The following is a 25,879-nucleotide window of genomic DNA, read 5'->3' as shown; positions in this document are numbered from 1 at the left end:
TTTAAAAAAGCCAGCAAAAAATTGTAACTCAACTGAAAAAAATGCAAAAAAAAGGGCAAAAAATGCCCTTAATCGTTGTTCTGGAAATAAAAATAGCTAGTTATTTTTATTTTGCAGGTAGTACTGTACCTTCGACTGAACCAAAACCAATACGTGCAAAACCGTCTTTTTCACACCAACCACGCATGATTACGTTGTCGCCATCTTCCAAGAAAGCACGTTGTTCGCCATTAGCTAGGGTGATCTTTTCTTTACCACCGCGTGATAGTTCTAATAATGAACCAGCTTCTTCGTGCTCAGGACCTGATTGCGTACCTGAACCTAACATGTCGCCTGGTTGGAAGTTACAGCCATTTACTGTGTGGTGAGTCACCATTTGCGCGACTGTCCAGTAAGAGTGTTTGAAGCTTGATTTAGATACTTGTGTTGGTGCTTCGCCAGCCGCACGCATCTTTTCAGTTTCAATTTGCACATCCATTTTGATATCGAATGCACCAAACTCACGGTTATGAGCTGACTCTAAATAGTCCATTGGTTGTGGATCGTTTTCGTCACGTGTCCAATTTGTTCTAAATGGTGCCAGTGCTTCTGTGGTAACAATCCAAGGAGATACAGTCGAAGCGAAGTTCTTCGCAAGGAATGGACCAAGCGGCTGGTATTCCCATGCTTGTAAATCACGTGCAGACCAGTCATTAAATACACAGAAACCAAATACGTGGTTTTCAGCATTTTCAATGGCAATTGCATCGCCTAATTCATTACCTTTACCAAGGTAAATGCCTAACTCAAGTTCGTAGTCTAGGCGTTTACAAGGGCCGAATGATGGTGCTTCTGCATCTGGCGCTTTAGTTTGACCGTTAGGACGGTGGAACGTTTGACCTGAAACATCAATTGACGATGAGCGGCCGTGATAACCAATTGGTACCCATTTATAGTTAGGTAGAAGTGGGTTATCAGGGCGGAATAGACTACCTACCGCTGTTGCGTGGTAAATAGAAGTATAAAAGTCAGTGTAATCACCAATGCGACACGGCAGCGCAAATTCGATCTCTGCTTGAGCGATAAGCGCTTCGCTTAATTGCGCTTGCTCACTCGCACCTTCACGAAGTGCTTTTGATAATGCTAGACGAAGTGCAGACCAATACTGCTGACCAAGACCCATAAATTCATTGAGTGTAGCTTGGCTTGCGGCTTTAACAGCAACTTGTGCATCACCAGAGAATAAACCAAGTTCATTTACTTTTGCTAAGTCGATAACTTGATCACCAATTGCTACAGCGCCACGGAACGCTTCGTCTGAATTTTTACGACGTACTTCTGCAAAAGGAAGGTTTTGAATTGGGAAGTCACAGTTCGCTTCGTTAGCAGATGCAACCCAGCTTTTTAGATTAATATCGTGGGTTTCGTTAATTAGGCTCATACTCTTTCCTTATTGGTTCGCGCTGATTTATTAGTTATCTATATGGAGGCAATCAACGCAATTTAAACAGTTAGTTTAAAACAGAATTTAAAACGACAAAAAGCAGCGTGTGAATAACGCTGCTTTTTATTCATCATGATGAACTAGATTACACCACGACGCTCTTGATCACGTTCGATTGATTCGAAAAGCGCTTGGAAGTTACCTTCACCGAAACCGCCGTCATCTACACGTTGGATCATCTCGATAAAGATAGGACCGAATAGGTTCTTCGAGAAGATTTGTAGTAGGTAACAATTTTCGCTTTGGCTATCTACTAGGATCTGATGCTTACGGATCTTCTCTTTATCTTCTTTAACCCAAGGCACACGGTCAAAAATAGTGTCGTAGTACTCAGGGATGATATCAAGCGTCGCAATCGTTGATTGGTCAAGCTTATCAAGTGAGCTTACTAGGTCATTCGTTAGGAATGCTAAATGCTGTACACCCGGACCATTGTACTCATTTAAGTACTCATCGATTTGGTTATTATTGTTATCTTTACCTTCGTTGATTGGAATCGAGAAAGTACCGCACGGAGATTTAAGTGCGTAAGATAATAACGCTGTTTTTTGACCTTTAATGTCGAAGTAACGAACTTCAGTAAAACCAAATACGTCTTTATAGAAGTTAGCCCATGTTTCCATCGTGCCTTTATAAACGTTATTGGTTAAATGGTCGATACGGATGAAGCCTTTGTCTTCAACAATGTTTTGCTCGTTTAAATCTTCAAAATCTGACTCATAGATAGAACCTTTGTCGCCAAATTGCTCGATGAAATAAATTAAGCTGTCGCCGATACCGTAAATAGCAGGGTATGGTAAGTTTTTGTGAGTTGAGTCTGTTGCAGGTTTTGCACCGCGCTCAACAGCAACTTCGAATGCTTTTTGTGCATTCTCTACACGCCAACCCATAGAACAGATTGCCGGGCCGTGGCTTTTAGCAAATTCAGCAGAGAAACCTTCACGTTCATTGTTTAGTAAGAAATGAATGTCATGTTGGTTGTAGTAAACAATGTCTTTACCTTTGAATTTTTTTAGCTTTGAGAAGCCAAAATCAGTAAACACTTTGTCCATGTAATCTGCATCTGGTGTTGCGTATTCAGTGAATTCAATGCCCATTAGGCCTAATGGATTATTTACTTCGCTCATTGTCATTACTCCCGCAATTATAAGCACTGCGCTAAAAAAGAATTATTGTTCTGTAATGAGCGGATGATTAACCAGAATCTCAATAAGGGGAAGATCCCCGCACTATTTAGCCAAAGCCCCTTTTGTAAATTAAATGGGACAATGATTTTAATTTCAGCAATTGCAGTTTCAAAGGCAATGAGTAAGCCACTAGGTTGACTAATATCTACTATTCTATTTTGTGCTTATCTATATGTATTTAAACGTAAATTTAAGTATTTATCAGGCAATAAAAAAGGCCAGAAATGGCCTTTTTTATTAAGTTGATTGTATAGCTTAGTTTACAGTTTGGCGCGCTTTGTTAAAAAACTTGCTTCGTTGTTGTAACCAAGGGTTATTCATAATTTGTGGCGCAGCTTGATAATGGCGCTCAACCACTTGGTTTAAGGTACGGGTTGATTGCGTAAAATTAAGTTGCTGCTGTGCAGCACCCATATTAGCAATCTCGGTATCAGTCATTGCACGACCAGCAAATAACAAGGCGTTTAAGTAACCCGGCTTAGTTTCATAGTCATTATCGGTTAAAAGTAAGACCGCATCGTTGATTGCCCAGCGCCCATTGATTTCACCTTCATCTTTAATACCAATCAGCTCGCCATCAAGATAAATTTTTAGTGCACCGTTGTTTGGAGCAGCATAAAACACAAAAGCAATACGGTGCCAGCTGTTTGCCAAAAGCTCGCCAAAGTAACCACTGTCACTGGTGGCAATACCGATGGCGTTATCTCGGCTGACGTAAAGATCTGCGTCATCACTGTTAGTGATATCGGTTTGTAGTAATGAGCGCCACTCATTGGTGCTTTGTTCTGGCCACATAATATCCATCACTAAGGTGTAATCAGCGATAAGGCCTTCTGTTTGGTAATCACCGTTTGCAGCACTATTGGCCGTTAAGGTTAAGCCTTGCGTTGGGCTATGGCGAGCAAAGGCGAGCACACCTGAGGCACCACTTGGTAAATCAGTAATTTCAAGCTCAGTGGTGGTGGCAAATTGGCTATCTTCTGGTCCCCAATTGCTGTCTTCAGGGTCATAAAAGCTGAGTGTTGCAGGGCCAAAGTCACTGCTAAAGCCTTGCTCAGGGTTATTAAAATTCCATACTGTGACCGCATCATCTGCTTTACACGCATTAAGCATGTTATCGGTATCGATATATAAACATTGGCTGGTGCGTGCTCGCGCGTAGTTATCAAGCAGCCACCAACTTTCAGCGACCAATTGTGCTTCTAAGTTTGGCAGAGCAGGGAAGAACAATTCGCTATTTAGCGCTGGGCCTTTAAATAGAGCAACGAGGTAAGTGCTTGCATCATCAATGTTATCTGGCACTAAAGAGACCCATTCTGGCTGGCTTTCGAGCATGCTTTTCAATTGGCTGCCAGTCACCTCAACTTGATAAATTGAATTAAAGCCCGGGGTATTCGATGGTTGGCGTTCAACCTTAAATGCTGCATGAAAATCTTCTTGGGTTAATGTACCCGGTAGCCAACGATCTTGTACTTGGCTTGCATCTAGTAACGCTGCATCAATAGCAGGGAACTGCTGCATAGTTGCTTTGGCTATAATCGTGGTGAGTTCTTCTGCAGTGGGGTAGTTTTCTGAAACGGCAATTTCGGTGTTTGCATCTGGGGCATAGCGACCCATGATTTCATCGATAGCGGCCTTAGTGCTTTCATCTCGGCTTGTAATGCTGGTGGTTGCGACGGTATTGTAATCAACATCTGCAAGAGTTTTGTCTTCAAGGTTAAAGGTTAAGGTAAGATCCGTTAGACCTTGTGCAAAAAAGTTTGGCTGAATAACAATACTGCCGTTATCTAAGGTTTGATAACTTTCACCGCCATGGGTATGCCCACCAAGCACTAAATCAATTCCAGTAACATTTTGTGCAATGCGGGTGTCAGTGCCTTCACCTAAGTGACTGACCATGACCATATAATCAACATCTTGACGGTATTGGTTAACAAGCTGCTCAGCCACTTCTTGCCACTGCCAATTCATTTTGAAATTAGCGATAAAATCAGGAATTGGCTCATCTTCAACTGGTTCATCGAGTTCATTCCAAGGCACTGAAGTCATGCCAAAAAATCCGATACGAAGGCAACCTACTTGAACAACCGAAAAATCGACACCGGCAAACGGCGTATCATCGCTACCATCATATTCGGTGTTACTTGAAAGCACGATGGCATTATCGTCATCGGCAAAGTCCAGTAGTTGCTCAGGTCCCCATGCATAGTCGTGGTTACCAATCACACGTACGTCAAAGGCCATGGCTTTTATTGCTTCGACTGTGGCTAAACCTTGTGATGTTTGTTCTGCTACGGTGCCCTTTTCATAATCGTCACCGCCATTGGTGAATAAGGTGTTAGGGTTTTCAAGTTTAGCTTTGTCGTAGTAACTGCGAATACGGCTGAATAACTGCTCTTTAAAGCCAAAGCGCGCGTGTAAGTCAGCAACATGAATAAAGCGTACTGTTTGGTTACTGGCAGTGTCATTACATTGCTCGCCAATGGTTTTACTGGCTGCAGGAACGGTGCGAGACATTAAAGCAAAGCTACCAAATTCTGTAATAGCACTGACTGCAAATCCATCATTGCTTTGTTCTGTACTGAGAGTTTGCCATTGCTCATCGACTAACTGCACTATGCTAAAAGCAAGGTTGGTTTGTTCATCTGGTAATTTGATCGCTAAACTTAATGGCTCAGCAAATATCAGGTTATTAGGGCGAAAGGTATGAATACTCGAGACAATACCTTGCTCTATATCCGTGCTTGAAGCGCTCGTCTCAGTGTAAGTAAATGTGGTGTCTGTTGTGACTGTGTTACTTATTGCATTAAGTGTGACATCGCCCTGTGCAAATTCAGCCGATAAACCATTTTCAACAGAAATAATTAAACCAGACTGATCAGGAGCTGTTGCGACTTCTTTTGTTGTTTTATCGCCACCGCATGCTGTTAGTAATAAGCTGGTCAGAATAATAACCAGTAGTTGAGTGTTAGAGCGCACTTACTCAGTTCCTTTGCAAACCAAATTAATATCAGAATATAGTATCAGTTTTAAGGGCGCTGAGGGAATAGGGGAGAGAGAAATTCCCCGCAGCGGGTGCTACGGGGAATAAGTATTATTGCTTTTCAGCTGTCACTTCTAGCTCTTCAGCTAGGATGTGCTCAGTAGTTTGTGGCTCGTGTTGACCTTCAGCACCGTGCATCCAAGCAACTAGTTTGTCACTTAGTAAGTACATGATCACAGCAGAAAGAACCGCTGTTGCGCCTAAACCAATGAAGATACCCATCGCGTTGTCTAACGCTTCTTCACCTTCACCTAGGAAAGAACCTACGAAACCTGCAATCTTGTTTGCAACCGCTGTACATAGGAACCAAATACCCATAAGCATTGAAGCTAAACGTAGAGGTGCAAGTTTACTTACCATAGATAGGCCAATTGGAGATAAACATAACTCACCTAGGGTGTGGAATAAGTAGAATAAAACTAACCACATCATGCTGATTTGTAGGTGCTCACCTTGACCTTGTGTCATAAGCGCTAGGATCATAGTGATGAAACCAAGTGCTAAGAAGATAAGTGCAATAGCAAACTTAACCGGTGAATTTGGTTCACGTTTATCAAGCTTTAACCAAATAATGGCAACTAAAGGTGCAAAAACAATGATGAAAATTGAGTTTAAAGATTGGAACCAAGAAGCTGGTACTTCAAAACCAAGTAACATACGGTCTGTGTAATCGTTAGCGAAAAGGTTCATTAAACCACCCGCTTGTTCAAAGCCCATCCAGAAGATGATGCTGAATACACTCATAGTAAAGATAACTTTAATACGGTCAGTTTCTACTTTAGTTAGTGGCTCTTTAGTGTTTGATTCAGACTGTGCTTGAGAAAGCTTAGCAGAAGGCACAACACCGATATCGCCTAAGTATTTGTTGCTTAATGCAAGCTGTAAAAGTACAGATAACACCATACCAACACCAGCTACAATGAAACCCCATTGCCAGCCCATTGCAGCTGCAGCATAACCCGCAACTAAAGGACCTAATGCACCACCTAGGTTGATACCCATATAGAAGATAGTGAACGCGCCATCACGACGTTGGTCACCTTCTTTGTATAGATCACCTACCATAGTTGAGATGTTTGGCTTAAATAAACCGTTACCCACACAAAGAAGTGTTAAACCAATGTAGAATACATTTTCTTCTTGGCCAGCTAAGTAGCTGTGTGGGATACCCATAGTGAAATGGCCTGCAGCCATCAATAAACCACCAAGGATAATTGCTTTACGTTGTCCTAATACGTTATCGGCTAACCAACCACCGAATAGTGGGGTGATGTATACAGCCATTGTGAAGGTACCATAAAGGCTTAATGCGTCTGCATTTGACCAACCAAAACCACCTTCTTGTACAAGCGCTACTAAGTATAAAACTAAGATGGCGCGCATGCCGTAATAACCGAATCGTTCCCACATTTCTGTGCCGAACAACAGGAATAACCCTTTAGGATGCCCTAAAAAGTCACCTGCTTTAGGTAATGAACTCATATTTACTTCCTAACTCTAAGTTTTTATTTGAGGCCTTATTGTTTTTGCTTTGGTCGTTCTATGTATTTATTTAGTGAACGGGCGGCCATGTTTTTTGATGCAGCTAAGATAATGGTTTGTTGCTCAAGTTTTGTACTTGAAGGAAAGGGACACACCCTTATCCTAGCTACAAGTGCGCTACAGTATACATAGACCTTATGGAGAGGGGAAGAACTTGCGACACTTGCCCCTTGTGATGCGACAGTTAGTAGCTTGCATAAGGCACAACAGGTTTACCCGGGAAAGCCAGTTCGCTATACACCGGATTAAAGTAATAACGAAAGTACAGCTGAGCATAATTCGGCTCGTAAAAATCGGCTCTATCTAAGTTGACGTAACCACCAAAGAACCAATGAGGCGTGAATCGATACTCAAAACTTGCCCCTAAGTTATACGATAAACCATTGCTGGTATCGCCTTCAAAGTAAGGTACAACGCCCGTAACAGCTGTTTGAGCCTCTGCTTGGCCTTGCAAAATAGGGTCGTTAGGAAAAAATGCGATGTCGTCTGTCGTGGTGGTTGACCAAGATACGCCAGCGCGCAGTCGGTATACAAAATTATGACCAACTCGCTTATCAAAAATCACAGGTAATGAAGCGCCCAAGTAGTTTTGTGGACTGTAATAGCCACCATGTCCCCAGGTTTCTTCACTTAAATTATACTTATACGACCAGTGTAATAAGTTAAGGCCTAGACTTAATTCGGTGTTTCTTTCGCGAATATAACGATAATAACTGCCACCCATTAGGCTGTAGCTTTGATTATCTTTTACGTTTTTACCTTGCAAGATTTGATAGTTAGTACTGCCCCAAAAACCCCAATCTAGGCCAAGGTCATGAGATAGACTAAGTTGTAATTGCGTAGCTCTAACACCGCCCCATATTTGGTTGGTAAAGACATCTTCAAGTCCGGCGTAAGATAATACAGAGCTGGTAACCGGGCGTTTATTAAACGTGATGCCATAACCAAAGTCGCCTAAATCACCATTGTAATTAACGCCCCACACGATATCTTCGACTAAAAAGCCAAGTGGAGTGGTACCAACATCAATTCGCCATTGCTCGTTTTGCCAAGCAAGGCCAACATCCATACCTTGTTGCTTTGGTTTTATACTTAAAAGTGGGCAGTCAAAAATACACAGGGCTCCTTGACCATAGCGGCTACCAGCAAAGGTTTCATCAAAGCGGGTTTCTTGGCTCGATATTGTCATTGGGTCTAATTTCACAATCCCAGTGCCACCCCATAGCGGGAAACCTGCTTCAATAGGCGTTGCACCAGCGCCCAGTGTGGACTCATTTTGTGTGCTGGTTTGGCTACTTAAGTTGATTGCAGCAGTGATATACGCTTGCTCATCGCGCTCAATACCTTGCAATTGACGCTTGGCATTATTGACATACCAAGCTTCATTTTCATCAAGGGCATACAGTTCATAGTTCTGCTCATCGCTTAAGGTGCTCGTTGCCGTATCTGGATCAACTGCAGCGCGGTACCAGCTTTGAGCAAGCGTAGTTTGTTGCTTAGCTTGCGCAACCGCTGCTGCTTGATAATAAAGCTCTTGGTTGTTGTTTGATTTAGCTAGCAATTGCTCAGCTAGATTTATCGCACTTTGTGTATCTTCAAATTGTTCAAGGGCTGCCATTAATTGCTGCTGACGATAGCTTTGCTCACTTGAAAGCTGATTAATTTGCCCAGCAATGATGCGATCTGCTAAACCATCTCTTTGTTGCTGACGAGCAAGTGTCGCAATAGCTAAAGCAGTATCCGTTGACACAGTTTGTCCTTTTGCAACGTGCTGCTCAAAGCGGATAATGGCCTGATTACTATTGCCTTGCTCGATATGAGCATTGATCAGCGCCTCTGACAGTTCTGGGTTATCAGGGTAACGTGTTGCAAGCTCTGAGAGCTTAGCAACTCGTTGGTTACTATCACTAAAGCGATTAACGTAATTAACTTGTAGTGCTAACCATTGTGATTGCTCTGCATCGGTTGCGTTACTAGGCAGTTGATAGTCTGCAAACCAGCTATCAGCAGCGTTTTTATCGTTGCTTTCAATTAGCCAATTTGCATATGTCATGTGCCAATATGGGCTCAAACTTGGGTCACGAGTAAGAGCTTTTTTCAGTTGCCTTATTGCATACTGCTGCTCATTAATTTGTTGCCATTGACTGGCAAGCTCAGCTTGCATTAAAGGTGTTAATGGCTGTGCTTCTAACTCGGTGAGCTTATAAATCACCGTGGCTTTATTAGTGGCTGTATTGTTGGCAGAGAGCCTTTCTAGTTTGGTATTAATACTTAGCTGCTCTGTAAGCACATTAATTTGTTCAGTGCGCGCGTTATTAGGAATGTAATCTAAGGTTGCCAGTGCTCCTTGGTAATCGTTCAACGAACGTAAAAATAGTGCATGGCTATAACGCAAATCTGCATCTAGCGGAAATTGCCACAAGGTTTTTTTATACAGAGCTTTGGCATGATCAACTAAACCTTGTTGTTGATATAAATTTGCAAGGTCGTAGTAAAGCCAGCTTTGACGTGGGCTTTGTTTGATTGCCATAAGTAGCACATCAACTGCTTCATCTAGCTTACCTTCAGCAGTAAGCTCATCAGCGCGGGTTCTCAGTTGCTGTGTTTGTAATAGGGTATAATCTTCAGCAATTAATGCCTGTTGCTGACGAGTTAAGCCATTATAAAAACGATGACTACGAGCATAATTACCATCTGAGGCGGTCAATTCAAGCATGGCACGCAAAGTAGGCTGTTGCAGAGGGTCGTCTTTTAGCACTTGCTTATAAAGGTTCATCGCGTTTTGAAGTTGGCCTGCTTGTTTGGCAAGTTCAGCACGGTAAAACAATACCGTATTAGGGTCTTCATTTAAGGTGTCAGCTAAATCCAGCTTAAGCGCAGCCTGTTTGAGTTCATTGCTACTAATGGCTGATTTAGCTTCATCTATGTATTGCCAAAAACGAGCAGTATTGGCGAGGCCTTTTAAAACTGTTATACGGTTTGCATCTATGCTGTATTTTTGAGCTTTTTTAAAGTACTGGTAAGCATTGGCATTACGACCTTGCCTTAAGTTCAATAAACCTAAGCTATTGTATATTTCAGGATCTTGAGGACGACCTCGCAGTGCTTTATTAAAAAGCTTTTCTGCTGCATCAAAGTGGCGTTTTTCAAGTTCGACACTGCCCTTAAGCCATGTCTGATACGCAGGGTCTGCTTGCTTTTTTTGCTCCGCTAAATGCGCTTTTTTAAAGTCACTAAATTGTAGCTGACCTTTACTGCTTTTAGGGTAGGCTGCAAAGTAACGCTGATATTCGCGCTCAGTTTGTTTATTAAGCGGCATATCCTCAAGGGCTGCAAGCCACGCAAACTCAGCTTCAACACCATATTGGTTGCTGTGTGCATAATGGCTCAGTAATTCTATGGCTTCTTTGTTTGTTGGGTTTTGTTTTAACAGATGTCTTGCGTAGGCAAGCTCAAAACGGCCACTATTTGGGTAGCGTTTTAGTAAAGAACGATAACCGCGCAGTGCTTGCTGATATTGATTTGGATCTTGAGCAAGCCAGTTTATGTGCTCCAGCTCATATTCAATATTAGGGTAGGCGGATTTAAATAGCCGATTGTAGATTTTTACCGCATCACTGTATTGTCCGGCCCTGGCACGAAGCCTGGCTTGTTGAACCGCTTCTTTGTCTTGGTTATTGACGCGTGCAAGTAGGGTTAAGCTTGTTACGCACGGATGTGATAGGTTACTAAGCTCTGCTAAATGCGCATTGGCTTTGTCGGTTTCTTTGAGGCTATATAAAACGCGCACCTGGGCGCATTGCACTTGAGTATTTTTAGGTGCAATGCTTTGCAGCTTTTCTAAGCTGTCGCTCATCAATTGATTATCACGCTCAATTTCACCAAGTTGTACTTGGCTAATTAACCAATCAATTGATTGACTATCAAGGTCTTTTTTTATTGCTGCGGATGCACTGGAGCTTGCTAAAACTGCAGCAAGTAGCCACTTTATCGGCATTCATTGCTCCAGTTAGTTGTTAAAGCCCCGTTTTTATCAATACTAAAACGTTTGTTCAATGCGCTGTTACCAAATAAATACAACACGCTGTCGTAGTAGCGGCTGGTGGTAAAGCGGGTATCCATCATTATTTGCTGTTGTAAAGCTGTCACAGTTTGTGATGCATTATCTTCAGCAAGCAATGGCAATAAGGCGGCAACAAAACCACTTGGGGCGTTGCCTGCCGTTTTGCCTGAGACTGCATTGGTTTCTAATGGCACTTTGCCTGAAGAAACAATGCTATCAACAAAAGGTTTAAACTGCTGTGTAAGGGCATTTTTATAGGGGGCATCTTCTGCCATCATACTGGCCCAAAGGTAGACGCGAATCGCATTATAACTACCTGTAGCAGGGGCGCTTTTATCATGATAAAAGCCTTTTTCCACGCTGTAATTAACCCAATCAGGGCTCACGCCTTTTGGTGCTGTATCTATTAATAACTGCGCCGAGTTATCGTGTAATGTTTGCCAAGGCGAGTGCGGATATAGGTGTGCAAATTGCGCAAATATAAATAGCGGTGCATAGCTTGGATTTAACTTCCAGCTACTGTCTTTTTCAAAGCCTGTTGGCCCAGGTAATAGAGTCAGACCGAGGTTTGGTATTTGCGCTGTTTCTTCACGAATGATGCGCTCAGCAAGCACTGAGCTGAGCACTGCGTAGCGTCTTTCATTCCATAAGATAGCTGCTTGCGACAGGGTATAAGCAATCCATAAATCTGAATCAGAAGCTGGATTTGAATCAAGGATTTGTCCTTGATTTTGCTTTATTCCCCATTGCCACGCTGGTAAACGGGTACTTAAATCACCTTCAGAAAGATGTACTTCAGTCCACTCAAGCAACTTATCGAAGCTGGCTTTATCATTGGCAAGTAAAGCAAAGAATAACGCATAAGATTGCCCCTCTGAGGTGGTAATACTGTAATCACTACCCAAATCAATTACGCGTCCTTCTGGTGTAATGAAGTGAGTTTTAAAGTTATTCCATTGCGGCCAAGCGCTGCAGCTTAACTGAGCTAAGGCGTTGCTTGAAAAAACAAAAACGAATAGTAAAGAAGCGATAGTTTTCATTATGCCTGATCTCCTTCAGATAAACGTTTTTTGGTAAGTAGCGCGAGCACTCGCCACAACATAAATGAAATAAGTAATAGGGTTAGTAGTGATAGAATCGCTAACAATACTGGGCGGTCTGAAAAGTGGAACCAAATGAGGGTATGAATAGGCACGTGACCGACAAAATACTGTTCATCGGTTTTAATCGTTTTGATGCCTTGGCTATTGATAATGGCTGAGCTTCCCATTATTTGAGCTGTTTTATCATTATTCAGTAGAGCATCAGTGAGAAGTGCAAAAGCATTTTCATTACTGGCAATCAAAGAGACTACTGAGCGGTCTGAATCAAACGGTGACTGGAACCCAGACATCACGGCTAAACGACCAATGCTGCTTATATTTACTTTAATTTTTTCAGCACCTTTAGTGTCGTAGGCACCATTATAGATAGCTTGATCAACAATGCGTTGGTTGTTGTTGATAAGCACACTTAGGGCGCTGTCTTTGGCAAGTGAGTTTAAGAAAGAGTCAGGCTTACCAATAATAATAATGTCTTTATCGTTTAGCGCCAATTGGTTACTTGGAAATTGAATGTCTAAACGGTGCGCTGGGTAGCCTGTTATGGCACCCAAATGACCTGTGAAATTAAGCAATAAACTAATCGCGTTAACTGAGCTGTTAGCTTCCATTACAAGCGTACTTTGGTGTAAATCGGCATATTTGGTGAATGGGAAACCGCCATTTGCAAAGGCGCGTAGGTTTGGCATGGCAATATAGTGATGGAAGTCACTTACATCAATGGTAGAGCTGCCATCAATTGCACCAAATTCACCGCCTGCAGGAATGGCGCTACACTCACCGGTTTTTACGACTGCAAAATTAAAATCATAAGTCAGCTGGTTATTTGTTGTTAAATCTAACCCTGTTAGCTCAAAGTCTTGACGAGTTTTGGTTGGATTGAATTCAGATAAAAGCGGTAACAAGGTATCGGTTGTAATCGTTTTACCACCTTCGTTATCAAGAATAAAACCATCCACAAACTTACCGTTAATCAACATATTCAAACGCGACAACATGGTTTGCTCAACAGGCGTGTTGCGGTAATTCAAGGTAATAGGAATACCATTTTCACGCCAAGTGAATAAATCTGGTGCAAAACGCAAGTCTAACCGAACAGGTAGACCGCGATAGCCTTCCGATTGCAGCTGAGTTGGGTATTCAATAAATTCATCAAAGCTTACTGGGCGATCAGAACGCACCCACAGTGGCGCATCGTAGGCTTCTCGAAGCGGTAAGTTGCTAATTGCATCAATGGTTGCACTGCGACCTGTCATTACTTTATAGCCAAAGACTAAACCTACTACGGCTTCTTTCAATTGTGCTGTGTCTTTACCTAAAACAAGCAGTACTTTGGCGTAGCGCTGAGTAGGGCTGCTGATAATTTCTACAGTTGGCTTTTCAACATCAGGGTAATTCAATAAAAAATCAGGCTTGTTGTCGTTTGTTGCGAATACGACACTATGTTCTGTCGGTGTTGCATTAATTTGCACAGGGAACTGTGCTTTGCGCCATTTTGCTTGAGCGCCAAAAAAGCTTGATAGTGCAGCCGCTGCTTCGAGTGTGTTTTCATCAGGTTGTGATGCAAACACAAATGGCAAAGTGACCTTGTTGTAATCTCGCGAATCAAAAAATGGTGCAGGGAAATACTCAAGTAAGCTTTCAAGAGCAAGTGACTGACGGTCAATAGAAATACGGCTGCTTTTACTAAGCTCGGCCCATATTGTTTTACTATAGTCATCCTGACAAACCAGATCGTAAAAACCGACTAGTTCGAAGCGAATTTGGTTAAAGTCTTTAATTAGCTTAGGGTTAAGAACAATGCTGCGCTCAGAGACTGTGCCAATTGGCGTTGTCTTATCATCAATAGGTAGCACAGTGACAAGGTTTTCATTTAAGAAAATTTTCAAATGTGAGACACGGCCAATAAGTGATGGTGAGGTTGTGTATGAAAAGTCTAGAGTCAGTTTTTTCCCTAATTTATCGAGGCGGTTTGTAAAATCAACACGGGTACTATTACTCACTCCATCAAGCTTGAACTTGCTTAAACCAAGCTTTTCAAAGCTTAGCGTCATGCTTTCAATTGGTGCTTGCTCTGGGTAACCATCATCAAAAATCGCTTTATTAGAGAGAGGCTCAGCACTTATCGCCCAGCCAGATATGCCGAGTGTGCCAAAAGCTAATAACAAGGTTAAAAAAGTTTTTATCATGATGTTTTTAGTACTTTTGTTGGTTTTTTAGGTAATAGCGACGCCACAAAGTACAAGACTCTTGATGCAAACGCAATCGCGGGTCTTAATTCATTTGGGGCATGGAAAATCAAGTTCTTAAAGCCTCTTAGACTGGTATAAAAAACGTGAGAAAAGCTGTATGAAGGCTTGTCGTGTTTAAAGTTTTCTTGCCAATCAAGCCAAGCATCAGCACGTGAGAAAGTGCATTGAATAAAGGCTTTTTGTTTTTCTAAATCTAAATCCCTGAGGGTAAGACCCAGTTGTTTATCGCGGGTGTTACAGATATAAGTTGGGAATGAAAACTGCTTCAAGCCACGGCTCATGAGTAGCTCGACTTTATCATTTACACGGCAAAGGTGATTATGGTCAGTTTCAAGACCAACACCATTATTTGAGTAGTCCGTAATTTTTACTTTAATAGTACGGCCATTAGCAAGGCGAATAGCTGCAGGGAAATTTGCTTTAATGCGGTGTGAACTGCGTACTTGTTTGGCTTCAGCGGCAACAGCCACAGCTGCACCTAAAATTATCACGTTATAGCTTGCCCACAGCATGCTAATGACGAGTACGCCTATTTGTGAACTATCGCCGAAGAGCAATCTAAACACGCCGTAGGTCATACCCAAAACGTTAACAAGCAACAAGATTATATAAGGCTTTGAAATCGTCCAATCGTAGTGATCTTGCTTGTTTAAACCGCCTTTTTCAGTCACGTTAAATTTACCCTTATTCGGGTTGATAAGCGCAACTGTCGTGGGTTTTAAAATATACCAAGCAAGTACTGACTCATAAACTTCGCCCCAAAATGAATAGCGGTATTTACCTTGAATTCGAGAGTTGGTTATTTTTACCTGTAACAGGGTTGGCACAATATAAAGAAAGATGGCAACAAACGGTGCATAGATAATTTGCGCATTAAAATAAATTAATGCCAGTGGCGCTGTTAAGAATACAATTCGCGGAATGCCTGATAAAAAGTGCAACATAGCGTTTAAATAGCACAAGCGCTGCGCGATATTTAGGCCCTTACCAAACAGCGGGTTATCTAATCGGAATATTTGTGCCATGCCGCGTGCCCAGCGAATACGTTGACCAACGTGGGCAGATAAACTATCTGTAGCAAGGCCGGCGGCTTGTGGAATATTAATATATGTTGTTTTGTAGCCAGCGCGCTGCATTCTTAGCGCGGTGTGGGCATCTTCAGTGACGGTTTCTACGGCAAAACCACCAATTTCTTCAAGGGCACTGCGCCTTAAAACAGCACACGAACCACAAAAGAAGGTCGCATCCCACATATCATTGCCATCTTGAATTAAGCCATAGAACAACATATTTTCATTTGGGATTTTACGATGGTTTTTGAGGTTGCGCTCAAACGGATCGGCAGAGAAAAAGTGGTGAGGTGTTTGCACTAAGCACACTTTACTGTCATTGATGAACTGTCCCATTGTCATCTGTAAAAATGAGCGAGCAGGGATGTGATCACAGTCAAAAATAGCGATGTAATCACCATTAGTAACTTTCATCGCATGATTCATGTTACCGGCTTTGGCATGGTTGTTATCAGGACGAGTTAAATAACCAACACCAATTTGCTTTGCGAATTCGGCAAATTCAGGGCGCTTACCATCATCTAGAATATAAATATTAAGCTTATCTGCTGGCCAATCAATACTTTGCGCGGCGATTGTCGTTGGCTTAACAACATCAAGCGGCTCGTTGTAAGTAGGAATATAAATATCAACTGTTGGCCAGTTTGTTGTATCTTTATCTAAAGCGATCGGTTTACGGTTTAATGGGTTGATGGTTTGGAAAAAACCTAAGATCAGTACCAACCAAGCGTAGCTTTCAGCAAGCAGCAAACCAATCCCTAGGGTAAGGGCTAAAGGGTCACCCCAGTTAAGAGTGTCAGTGTAGCGCCACCATAGATAACGTGTAGAGGTTGTAACAGAAAGGGTGATCATCACAATAGTGGCCATTTTCCCTTCAACCCGCCTTAGAGAATAAGCAACAACCAAAATTAAACTAATGAACACTGCTTGCGCTTCAATACTAAATGGCACGGTTACAAATATAGCCACCGCAAAAATAATGAGAGTGAAAAAAGCGACCTTTAAGGTGCTGTTTCTCCAAAGTGGAGAGCGACTCACTGCTTTATATGATTTAGTTTTTGTTTGCTTTCTAGCAACTAACCAAAGCCCTTTAAAAGAGCGTACTAGTTTACTGTCTGCCAGTCTCAATAAGCGAGCTGATCGCGTGATTTTACGCCAAGATTTACGCTGCTCAACGGCGATATGTTGCTGTGAGGTTGTGGTGGTATTGAATAGCGCAAGGTACACACTTTGCAATGCAATCCGAATGCAATTGCTTGGTGTAAGTACTGGTTGAGAAACATGAGGATACAAGCGTTTAAGTTTAAGCTTTAACTCACGTTTTTTATTGTTTTCTAATTTAATAAACAATGACAAAAAAAGCACAAAAAAGGGGAGTAAAATCGCTCCCAATAGGCTCATTTTGTGTTGGTTGTAATAACTATAAAATTTTATAAATACGAAGCGCACAAGTTGCTTCGTTAAAAACAACCCTAAAATACCTTTAAGTAGTCGGTGTGTGATACCGAGTGAATGGATGCTATTGGTCATTCTGACTCGCGCGGCTTACAAGCCAACCGGCTAGCGTTTCAAAGTCATCATTAGCAACGCTGTATGGAGCACAGTTAATCGCCACATTTCTAAATGCAGTTGCTTCTTTGATGACTTCATCTTTATTGATATATAAAGGTGCAATTAATGGTAATTCAGTCTGCCAAAGCTGCAATAAATCTGATTCAATCTCAGAGGCTGAATTATATTTATTGGTTAAAAAATAATGCTGCCAAGATGATTCAGCCTGCTTTAGAGTGTTTAAACGTTTGAAAGCAAAACTGTGACAAATAGCATCACAATTAATAATCTCAAGGAATATATCGTCTTCATTTAGTGAATAGCGGTGCACATCAACATGGGCTGGGCAGTCAAATAAAAACCAGCTGTCATCGCTGTCATTAAGCTGCTGACAACTCTCTATAATGCTTGAAAAGTCTAACCCTAAGTTCGAACGGCTGCCATAGGGTAAAAACTTTACGCCGTCGTTATCTTGGTGAAACTGCTCACATGCAGAGGCAAAGTTTGGGTAATCACTCCAGCCTAGCTGATGCTCCCAAGCAAGACCAAGGTGTAGGCCTAAGTCGCCTTTTGGATCTAAATCGATGGCATACACAGGCACATTTGATTTTCTCAAAGCACAAGCAAGGTTGGCCACAATAGATGTTGTACCAGTGCCACCTTTAATTCCTTTTAAAAAAATTCGCTTCATTTATGATTCTTTATTGCGTTTTTGTTAATTTTTTTCGTGCTCTGTGTTTGTGTTGTTGCTAATGCGATATCGTTAAGCAAAGGGTACTTTTCAATCGTTTTGCGATTTTTTTCAACATCAACAATTTCAACATAATCCGTTTCCTTGCCGCCAAATTGGCGTAACAGCTTTTCAATATCGTATTGAGTTAAGGTATGTGAATTTTTTACTGCAAAGTCATTCATCTAAAAAACCGTTATGAGAAAAATTAGCTTAAAAATGTTCACGATCCATGGACATAATCTGCATTATATATAGAATAGCGTTTAAAACTAGTACTAAAGTATCTTTTTTAAGGGTTTGTTGGTGCCTCATTTAAATATTACAGGACTAAACGGAGCTTTCTCTGAGCTAAAGCGAGGCGCAAACTATGCTTTACTTGCCCCGCTAGATAATCAGCTATTAGAGTTAACAAGGCATCTTTTAACCAATCATAAAGACTCGGTTTTTTTGCTCTCTGAACAAGTCGAATTATTTTTCGAAGGAGAGAGAAGCGAGTTATTATTTACCTTGTTCGAACAAGGGGTACTACGTCCTTTCCATTTACATCATAATGAGAATGTATCAAAAAGTTTGCATTTTTCCCGTGGTGTTATTAACGAAATAAAACAGTATGAGCAACTGAAAAACAGTACGGTTATCGTGCATGTCGATTCAGAACATTTAGTCTCTTTGAACGAACAGCAGCTTGGTGAAAAACTCAAGCTCTATGTTGCTTTGTCACAATCAAAAAATGTCACTTTAGTGTTTTTAATGTCAGGTGCTTATGTCAGTGAATTGAGACGTCAGTTATTAGCCTTAAACCGTTTCTTTGATGGCCTTATTTATATAACTCAAGAGGCATCAATTCGCACTCTTGAGTATGATTATTGGTGTCATAAAGAAGGAGTTATCGCTGGGCGTTCGGTTAATTTACAGCTTCATGATGGTCAACTTGCATTAGTTGAGGTAGAGCAAGAGGCTGATGATAAGTCGCAAGCAACGGAGCAAGACTTTGATGAAGACGAGGTATGGCTAACTCGCAGTGCTGTACCTGAGGGTACAAAGCTACCCGTGTTTTATAAAATAATTGATGATAATGATGCTCTTTTTTCTAAAGGGCTTACCAAAAAATCAGCGACGTTAGTTTTTGCAGTTACCCGATACACTGATTTAAAAGCGTTAGCCAAAGATTGCTTCTCTCTTCGAAAGAAATGTGGTCGCCGACTGAAATTAGTAATTCAAAATGTTGATGGCATTATTCGTCACCAGGACGAGTGCTTATTTTTAACTTTAGGGGTTAACCTTATTTTATATAGTTATTCTGAGCCTTCGCGTTTACTGTCACAAATTCAGTCAATTCAAGGGTTTCAGTTTACAAGGCCACTACCGAAATCTATTGATGATGTTCTAAAATACAGTGAAAATGTATTGGCTAAAGGTTATTTGCCTCCAGACAAGTTCGTACAGCAGGTTGCTAAACATAGTGACTCAGCTGCCAATCTGGGGGTAAGTGGCGTGCTTGTTATGTTGCAGCTTTTACCGCGTATTGATGCCATACATCCATTACATTTATTTCATGTAAAACGTGAAGGGGATATTTTTAGTTTTGCTGATGGCACGGTTTACCTTTATCTACATGCTTGTCGAGAGCACGATGTGGAAAGTGCGATTAAACACTTATTTAAATTACAGATAAGCGACTTTTTTATGTCAAAAAATGTCATTGCTGATCATTTTTATATTCAGCAAGAATGTCGCCGTATGCAACGTCATTTTGCTAATACTGAAATAACCGACTTTACCCAACAATTACAAGAAAACGTCAGTTACATTTTTGATACAAAAATAGCAGACATTGCAAATTTAAATACAGAGACACCGGAATTTAAAAAAGTGATTCGACCTATATCTGAGCCAGTAAAAGTGACCTTAAAAGGTGAGCTATCATGAGCTTAAACCAGTTTTTTATTACTTTTATCATCGCAATGTTAATCGGCATTTTGCTAAGTAATACAGGTAAGGTATTGTTTAATAAAGTAGTCGTGCTCTACCGAAAACTAACATTTAGGCATGTATTATTAACGCCCTATACGCCAAAACGACACAAGAAGGATAACAAGTGAGGCTTTCAGGATTAGGTATTTGGAATTTATACTTTCTAGTTAAGTTTGTTCTGTATAGCCGAGGTGATATTTCTTTTGATTTATTTGCAAACTTAGCATTTTTTGCTTTTCTAGCTATCTCTTTTCAACATGTTTGGTTGTCTCGTATCAAACACGCTATGAGTGTGGTGGTAGGAGTGGCCTTGTTGTATCACGACTCGTGGTTGCCCCCGATTTCCAGGCTCACCAAGCAAGCTGGCAATGTACAAGACTTTAGCATCGGCTACTTTTTTGAGATCACAGCGCGCGTTGTTAGCCTCGATATGATTTTTGCGCTCTTTGCTTTAGTGGTTTTTTATTGGTTTACTGTGAAGTGGTTGCGTTACACCAGTATTTCAATAATTGGCTTTATGTATGCGTTTTGGTTAGGTGGGGCTGTTACGAGTGATGAGGTTACAACTCAAGTTGCTAGCAATAACCAAACTACAAAAAAACAAGTACCCGTTTTAGTTTCTGATACAGCAAAACAAAAGACACCGGATCAACAGTTACAAGACTTTTACCAGCAACAGAATTTACTACAAAGCCAGTTTCCTGACGTATTTAATGGCCAGCCATTTGATGTTGTTGTGCTAAATATTTGCTCTTTAGCGACGGCTGATTTAAATGCAATTGGTGTTGAGCCACGTAACTTATTTGCTGATTTTGATATTTTGTTTAGCCAATTTAACTCAGCAACGTCGTACAGTGGCCCTGCGGCAATTCGTTTATTACGAGCAAGTTGCGGGCAAACAAGTCAAGAGCAACTATTTAAACCTGTTGATAAGCAATGTCAGCTATTCACTAACCTTGCTGAGCTTGGCTATAAAACCAGTGTGGCTCTTAACCACGATGGACATTTTGATGACTTTATTGGTTTGATCAGACAATACGGTGGTGTTTCTGTGCCAAAACTGGATTTTAGCCAATTTAGTGCTGCGCAGTATGGTTTCGATGGCAAACCGATTTATTCTGATGCGGATATACTCACTAATTGGTTGAAAAAGCAAGGTTCGAGTGAGCAGCCTAGGGCTCTTTACTACAACACCATTAGCTTACACGATGGCAATCAACTTGCTGGTCGTGAACGTATGAATAGCTTTGAAAGCTATCCGCTTAGACAACAGCGCTTATTTAATGACATCGATAAGTTTATAACTGAGTTAAAAGCACAAGGTCGAAACGTAATGCTGGTGGTTGTGCCTGAGCATGGGGCTGCCTTACAGGGTGATAAACTACAATTCTCTGGTTTGCGCGAAATTCCGAGCCCTTCAATAGTTTCAGTGCCAACAGCGGTTAAATTCATCGGTCCTGATATAAAGCATGATGGGCTGAATGTCGTTGATGAAACAATGAGTTATTTTTCATTATCAGAGTTAATCAATAATACGATGAAGTTAGATTTGTTCACAGGGTCGGTACCCATTAACCGAGTGCTTGATAATTTACCAACTTCAGCCAAGGTCGCCGAGAATGAGGATACGGTAATGATGTATATAAAAGGGCAGCCTTACATCCAATTAGATGGTGGAGAATGGACCAAGTACCCGACTAATTAAGTTATTTGTCCAAAATTGTTTACAATAGACTACCCAGCTGCAGGGAGTTAGCGTATTATTCTCATACTATAGGTTCCCGTTTTTTGAGGATGTAATGCGTTTAGATATCCACTGTGCTGACCGAATTGGTATCGCACAAGAGATTCTCAATATCTTGGTTAGTTACCAAGTTGATTTAAAAGGCATCGAGGTAGATTCGGTTAATTGTCGAATGTACGTGAGCTTTCCGCCTATTGAGTTTGAACAATTCCAAAAAATTATGCCATCTATCCGTTTGATAGATGGCGTGAAAGACGTTCGTACAACTGCATTTTTACCTTCTGAGCGAGAGCATAATGAGTTAAATACATTACTACGTGCATTGCCAGACGGTGTGATATCTATTGACGCTAAAGGCTGGGTGCGTTTATGTAATGATGCCGCTTGTCGCGACTTGCAATTATCTGAAAGCGAAGTGATTGGCGCTAACATTAATAATTTGCTCAAAGGCTTTAATTTTACGCGTTGGTTAGAAGGCAAAGAAGTACTTGGTCAAACAACCCGAGTTGAAGTAGCTGGCGAAGACTTTATTGCCGATATTCTACCTATTTCAGTCCCCCAAGGTGCTGAAGGGGATGTGTTAGCCGGTGCAGTTATCAATATCAAATCACAAAGTCGCTTAGGCCAACAAGTCAGTGCATTCCGTCGTTATGGCCAAGAAAGTTTTGCAACCATACATAACTTTAGTACTGCAATGCGCCGTGTGGTTCGTGAAGCGCGTAAAATGGCACAACTTGAAGCGCCAATCCTGATTACTGGTGAAACAGGTACAGGTAAAGAGCTACTTGCTCGTGCTTGTCATTACGCATCAAACCGCTCAGTAAAACCGTTTATCGCTTTGTCGTGTGCTTCGTTGCCTGATGATGTCGCTGAGTCTGAACTATTTGGTTACGCAGGCTATGAAGAAAACGCGGCACCAAAACGCGGCGTTTTAGAGCAAGCTGATGGTGGCACAGTGTTTTTAGATGAAGTTGGTGAAATGTCGACTCAGCTACAAACTAAGCTACTACGTTTTTTACAAGACGGTACCTTCCGAAAAGTCGGTGATGAAAACGAAGTAAAAGTAAATGTGCGTATTGTTGCCGCAACACAAAAAGATTTACCAGCGATGGTGCAAGAGGGAACATTTAGAGAAGATCTCTATTACCGAATTAATGTTTTGACCTTAGAAATAGCCCCATTACGTGATAGAAAAGCAGATATCGGCCCGCTAGCAGAGCACTTTATTCAAAAGTATGCCCAGCAAAATGGTCATTCTGTGCCTGTGATGTCTGAGGATTGTTTACGCTTTTTACAAGATTACCCATGGCCGGGTAACGTGCGCCAATTAGAAAATGCGATTTATCGTGCGGTATCCTTGCTAGATGATAACGAACTGCGTATTGAGCACCTGCAGTTACCAACATTTACTCATGATTTAGGTTATCTTGAGTCTGACTTTGAAGGAACCTTAGACCAAGCGGTAAAACGTTTTGAGGCGACATTACTTCGCAAGCTTTACCCCGCTTATCCAAGCTCTCGCCAGCTCGCTAAGCGATTAGGTTTGAGTCACACTGCAGTAGCAAATAAGCTGCGCGATTATGGGATTAACCGTAAGACAGTGAAGGTTTAATTATATAGTTTAATTAAGCAAAAAAGGCTTAGGTAAAACCTAAGCCTTTTTCTTTTCGATAAAAACTATTGTTTGGTACCCATATCTTTGGTGACACCATCAATGGCGATACTTTTAATACCCTCATCGTCGAACTTAATAACAACACTGATGTTATTGCGGGCAAAAAAGTAGTCTCGATTATCAAGGCTGATAACATAATCACCTTTGACTGAATCGCTGAATTTGCGCTTTTCGAGTTTTAGGGTGTGATCAGCAATTTGCCAGTTGAAGCCTTCAATAAAGCCATTATTAAATTCCTGAACCCATACCTGTTGCTCGTCTTTGCTGAGTGTAATCGCCACAGAATATGACTCAGGTAATGACATATCATAGCTTTTATCACCAATAGTGAACTTTTCAGCATCTTGTTGCCAAGCAAAGCCAAATTTAAAGGCTTTTTCAACACCCGTTGGGTACTTTAAGGTTCCATCCCCAGCAAAGTTAAAATCTGCAAAGGCAGAGCTGGTAAATAAACTGGCTGAAAACAGAGTGACCAAACTAAATAATTTCATTAGGTTATTCTTTTTTTATACTAATATATGCACAGATTAGAGCAGAATATTCGCCTTAGCAATACGCTGTGATACACTTTGTGCATCATCAACTGGTTAAACCTTTACCGTGAACCTCTATTTTCGACTAATACTGCTGTTTTTTAAAATTAAACGTAATCGTGATTATCAACAATTGTTAGACACGATTGATATTGAATTCAAAGCGTTACCGACCGATTGCGATATTAACTTCCATCTGACTAATTCTCGCTACTTAGCAATGATGGACCTTGCCCGTACTTGGATGACTGAGCGAGTAGGCTTGTTAAAGCACATAATGAAGCGCCGCTGGTTTCCAATCGTTAATGCAACTGCAATTACCTATATTCGCGATATAAAGCCAATGCAAAAGTACACAGTTAGCACTCGCTTGGTTGGCTGGGATCATAAATACTTTTACATTGAGCAAAAATTTCATTCAGAAAGAGGTTTGCATGCAATTGCTTATGTGCGTGGTGTATTTAAACGCAAAAAAGGTGTAGTCAGCGTTGAAGAGATGCTTGAAGTTGCGGGCTTTAGCGGTGTTGCCCCTATTTTGCCAGCAGAAGTGATGCACTGGAAAGAAATGTTAGAGCAAAAGAAGCTCACTAATAAGTGATACCTAAGATTAGCTAAAAAAAATGCCAGCTAAGCTGGCATTTTATGGCTTTAAACACAGTTTACTCTGCTGCGCAAACTGCTTCACTAACAAACGTTAAGTCGTTTACGTGTGCTGGACCATCCATTACGAATGTCGCTTCAGCGGTGTTTTGATCTAAGGTGTAGATTTTTGCATTCTCGCCGCTTTCTCTACCTGAAATATAAATTGTACCGTCATCAGCAATCGCAATACCTGACGCCCAGTTAACACCGTGCTCACCGATTTGAGTTAACTCAAGGCTGCCTTCATCTAATGTGTAAAGTGCTTTACCAGTTAATACGTAAAGTACATTGTAGTCACTTGAATAAGCGATGTCGCCATCAGAGAATGAGTCGCCTTCATACGATAGTTTACCTAATACCGTTTTTTCACCTGTAGTTAGGTCAAAATCATACATGTATGTTTTGCTTGTCGCACGTAAAGACAGACCATCCGCAGTCACTGTTGAGCGATAAATAGGGAATGATGTCGCATCGGCAACTTCAGCTTGCGTATCAGTGGCTAAATCTAGGCTATAGATTTTTGACGCTTTGCTGCTTTTATCAAGTTGCTCCATGAAGTACAGCATACCGTCTTTGCTAGCAATATTTGATGCTGTATTGTTAAGACCTGCAACAACCGTTACAGCGCTTGATTCTGGGTTAAAGTGATACACATAGCCTTCAGTCTCAGAACCAAAGTTATTAATACCATATAAACCGGTTACAACTGCACATGGTGCCGGAATTTCAGTCACTACGACGTTATCAATGAATGCACCTACTGAATCAGATGTCCCCGCGCCTGCAAAGCTTAACACTGAGCTTGCGCTGTCAGCCTCAACTGTAAAGCTGTATTTAGTCCAGCCTTTTGTGCTGCTGTTGACAACGGCTAATGATTCACTATTCCAGAAAACTTCTGCTTTATTTGTTTGTTCATTGCCTGTTACACGTGCAGAATAGTAAAAGCTCACTTCATATTGATTCCCAGCAGTCGTCGCAATTGCTTGCGAAATACTGTAGTTGGCTGTTGAATCAAGCTCAATGAGTTGCTCACCATCTTGTGCAGGAACAATGCCAAGTTTATTGGTTTGAATTTCAAATTTAGCGTTAGTACTACGAGTCCAACCAGGTATTACATCAAATAACTGCCATTGACCATTGTGATCGGTCACTGTATCTGTATTTTCAAATGATCCGTTTTCTACTAAATTTGTGCCAGCCATTGCGATCGTTGATGCAATAGCTAAAGGTAAAATTGCTAGTTTAGTAACCAAGCTTTTCATGACACTCTCCGTTAGGTGATTAACA

General features: G+C 41.3%; 16 protein-coding genes. 4 read left to right on the top strand and 12 right to left on the bottom strand.

Annotated elements, in window-relative coordinates:
* Window positions 1–106: 106 nt before the first annotated feature.
* From fahA to bcsR, 10 genes are all read right to left on the bottom strand, one after another.
* Window positions 107–1,420, bottom strand: coding sequence for a fumarylacetoacetase (gene fahA, locus AOG26_RS07860; protein ID WP_054561942.1), 1,314 nt, complete (start codon window positions 1,418–1,420; stop codon window positions 107–109).
* Between the two features lie 143 nt (window positions 1,421–1,563).
* Complete coding sequence (gene hppD / locus AOG26_RS07855) at window positions 1,564–2,610, bottom strand: 4-hydroxyphenylpyruvate dioxygenase (RefSeq protein ID WP_054551780.1); 1,047 nt, start codon at window positions 2,608–2,610, stop codon at window positions 1,564–1,566.
* Window positions 2,611–2,925: 315 nt separating this feature from the next.
* The gene (locus tag AOG26_RS07850) at window positions 2,926–5,649 is read right to left on the bottom strand and encodes a metallophosphoesterase (RefSeq protein ID WP_054561941.1); all 2,724 of its coding nucleotides are present in this window, start codon (window positions 5,647–5,649) and stop codon (window positions 2,926–2,928) included.
* A gap of 115 nt (window positions 5,650–5,764) precedes the next feature.
* Window positions 5,765–7,195, bottom strand: coding sequence for a peptide MFS transporter (locus AOG26_RS07845; protein WP_054561940.1), 1,431 nt, complete (start codon window positions 7,193–7,195; stop codon window positions 5,765–5,767).
* A gap of 244 nt (window positions 7,196–7,439) precedes the next feature.
* Entirely contained in the window at window positions 7,440–11,252 is a 3,813-nt protein-coding gene (locus tag AOG26_RS07840) for a cellulose synthase subunit BcsC-related outer membrane protein (protein WP_054561939.1), read from the bottom strand.
* Entirely contained in the window at window positions 11,243–12,358 is a 1,116-nt protein-coding gene (gene bcsZ / locus AOG26_RS07835) for a cellulose synthase complex periplasmic endoglucanase BcsZ (RefSeq protein ID WP_054561938.1), read from the bottom strand. Before bcsZ ends, AOG26_RS07840 begins: the two co-directional genes overlap by 10 nt.
* Window positions 12,358–14,607: a cellulose biosynthesis cyclic di-GMP-binding regulatory protein BcsB gene (gene bcsB, locus AOG26_RS07830; RefSeq protein WP_054561937.1), complete on the bottom strand. Its 2,250-nt coding sequence runs from the start codon at window positions 14,605–14,607 to the stop codon at window positions 12,358–12,360. Before bcsB ends, bcsZ begins: the two co-directional genes overlap by 1 nt.
* On the bottom strand, window positions 14,604–17,270 hold the full coding sequence (gene bcsA, locus AOG26_RS07825; protein WP_054561936.1) for a UDP-forming cellulose synthase catalytic subunit: 2,667 nt from the start codon (window positions 17,268–17,270) through the stop codon (window positions 14,604–14,606). The genes bcsB and bcsA overlap by 4 nt, the downstream gene beginning before the upstream one ends.
* A complete protein-coding gene (bcsQ, locus tag AOG26_RS07820) occupies window positions 17,260–17,982 on the bottom strand; it encodes a cellulose biosynthesis protein BcsQ (RefSeq protein ID WP_054561935.1) in 723 nt (240 codons plus the stop codon). The genes bcsA and bcsQ overlap by 11 nt, the downstream gene beginning before the upstream one ends.
* Window positions 17,979–18,206: a BcsR/BcsP family cellulose biosynthesis protein gene (gene bcsR, locus AOG26_RS07815; RefSeq protein WP_054561934.1), complete on the bottom strand. Its 228-nt coding sequence runs from the start codon at window positions 18,204–18,206 to the stop codon at window positions 17,979–17,981. The genes bcsQ and bcsR overlap by 4 nt, the downstream gene beginning before the upstream one ends.
* 121 nt (window positions 18,207–18,327) lie before the next feature.
* Here bcsR and bcsE point away from each other — a divergent pair, with 121 nt between their 5' ends.
* The 3 genes from bcsE (at window position 18,328) to tyrR (ending at window position 23,354) form a co-directional block, all read left to right on the top strand.
* Window positions 18,328–19,953, top strand: coding sequence for a cellulose biosynthesis protein BcsE (bcsE, locus tag AOG26_RS07810; RefSeq protein ID WP_054561933.1), 1,626 nt, complete (start codon window positions 18,328–18,330; stop codon window positions 19,951–19,953).
* A gap of 169 nt (window positions 19,954–20,122) precedes the next feature.
* The gene (bcsG, locus tag AOG26_RS07805) at window positions 20,123–21,703 is read left to right on the top strand and encodes a cellulose biosynthesis protein BcsG (protein WP_054561932.1); all 1,581 of its coding nucleotides are present in this window, start codon (window positions 20,123–20,125) and stop codon (window positions 21,701–21,703) included.
* A gap of 94 nt (window positions 21,704–21,797) precedes the next feature.
* Window positions 21,798–23,354: a transcriptional regulator TyrR gene (tyrR, locus tag AOG26_RS07800; protein WP_054561931.1), complete on the top strand. Its 1,557-nt coding sequence runs from the start codon at window positions 21,798–21,800 to the stop codon at window positions 23,352–23,354.
* Window positions 23,355–23,419: 65 nt separating this feature from the next.
* Here the strand turns inward: tyrR and AOG26_RS07795 are convergent, their stop codons facing one another.
* Window positions 23,420–23,908 carry a hypothetical protein gene (locus AOG26_RS07795; protein WP_054561930.1) on the bottom strand — a complete coding sequence of 163 codons (489 nt, stop codon included), beginning with the start codon at window positions 23,906–23,908 and terminating at the stop codon, window positions 23,420–23,422.
* Between the two features lie 109 nt (window positions 23,909–24,017).
* Between AOG26_RS07795 and AOG26_RS07790 the strand changes: the two genes are divergently transcribed.
* Window positions 24,018–24,548 carry a thioesterase family protein gene (locus tag AOG26_RS07790; RefSeq protein WP_054561929.1) on the top strand — a complete coding sequence of 177 codons (531 nt, stop codon included), beginning with the start codon at window positions 24,018–24,020 and terminating at the stop codon, window positions 24,546–24,548.
* Between the two features lie 61 nt (window positions 24,549–24,609).
* Here the strand turns inward: AOG26_RS07790 and AOG26_RS07785 are convergent, their stop codons facing one another.
* Entirely contained in the window at window positions 24,610–25,854 is a 1,245-nt protein-coding gene (locus tag AOG26_RS07785) for a DUF642 domain-containing protein (RefSeq protein ID WP_054561928.1), read from the bottom strand.
* Window positions 25,855–25,879 lie beyond the last annotated feature (25 nt).

Origin of the sequence: Pseudoalteromonas sp. UCD-33C, assembly GCF_001306895.1 — a bacterium.
GTDB lineage: Bacteria > Pseudomonadota > Gammaproteobacteria > Enterobacterales > Alteromonadaceae > Pseudoalteromonas.
Note: the sequence above shows the minus strand (reverse complement) of the source record. Positions and strands in the feature narration are given on the sequence as shown.

Bases quoted from the DNA above. Each gene is read 5' to 3' on its own strand.
- bcsB (WP_054561937.1), bottom strand. From the start codon at position 14,607: ATGATAAAAACTTTTTTAACCTTGTTATTAGCTTTTGGCACACTCGGC.
- bcsA (WP_054561936.1), bottom strand. From the start codon at position 17,270: ATGACCAATAGCATCCATTCACTCGGTATCACACACCGACTACTTAAA.
- bcsQ (WP_054561935.1), bottom strand. From the start codon at position 17,982: ATGAAGCGAATTTTTTTAAAAGGAATTAAAGGTGGCACTGGTACAACA.
- bcsR (WP_054561934.1), bottom strand. From the start codon at position 18,206: ATGAATGACTTTGCAGTAAAAAATTCACATACCTTAACTCAATACGAT.
- AOG26_RS07845 (WP_054561940.1), bottom strand. From the start codon at position 7,195: ATGAGTTCATTACCTAAAGCAGGTGACTTTTTAGGGCATCCTAAAGGG.
- AOG26_RS07795 (WP_054561930.1), bottom strand. From the start codon at position 23,908: ATGAAATTATTTAGTTTGGTCACTCTGTTTTCAGCCAGTTTATTTACC.
- AOG26_RS07785 (WP_054561928.1), bottom strand. From the start codon at position 25,854: ATGAAAAGCTTGGTTACTAAACTAGCAATTTTACCTTTAGCTATTGCA.
- AOG26_RS07840 (WP_054561939.1), bottom strand. From the start codon at position 11,252: ATGCCGATAAAGTGGCTACTTGCTGCAGTTTTAGCAAGCTCCAGTGCA.
- tyrR (WP_054561931.1), top strand. From the start codon at position 21,798: ATGCGTTTAGATATCCACTGTGCTGACCGAATTGGTATCGCACAAGAG.
- bcsZ (WP_054561938.1), bottom strand. From the start codon at position 12,358: ATGAAAACTATCGCTTCTTTACTATTCGTTTTTGTTTTTTCAAGCAAC.
- hppD (WP_054551780.1), bottom strand. From the start codon at position 2,610: ATGAGCGAAGTAAATAATCCATTAGGCCTAATGGGCATTGAATTCACT.
- fahA (WP_054561942.1), bottom strand. From the start codon at position 1,420: ATGAGCCTAATTAACGAAACCCACGATATTAATCTAAAAAGCTGGGTT.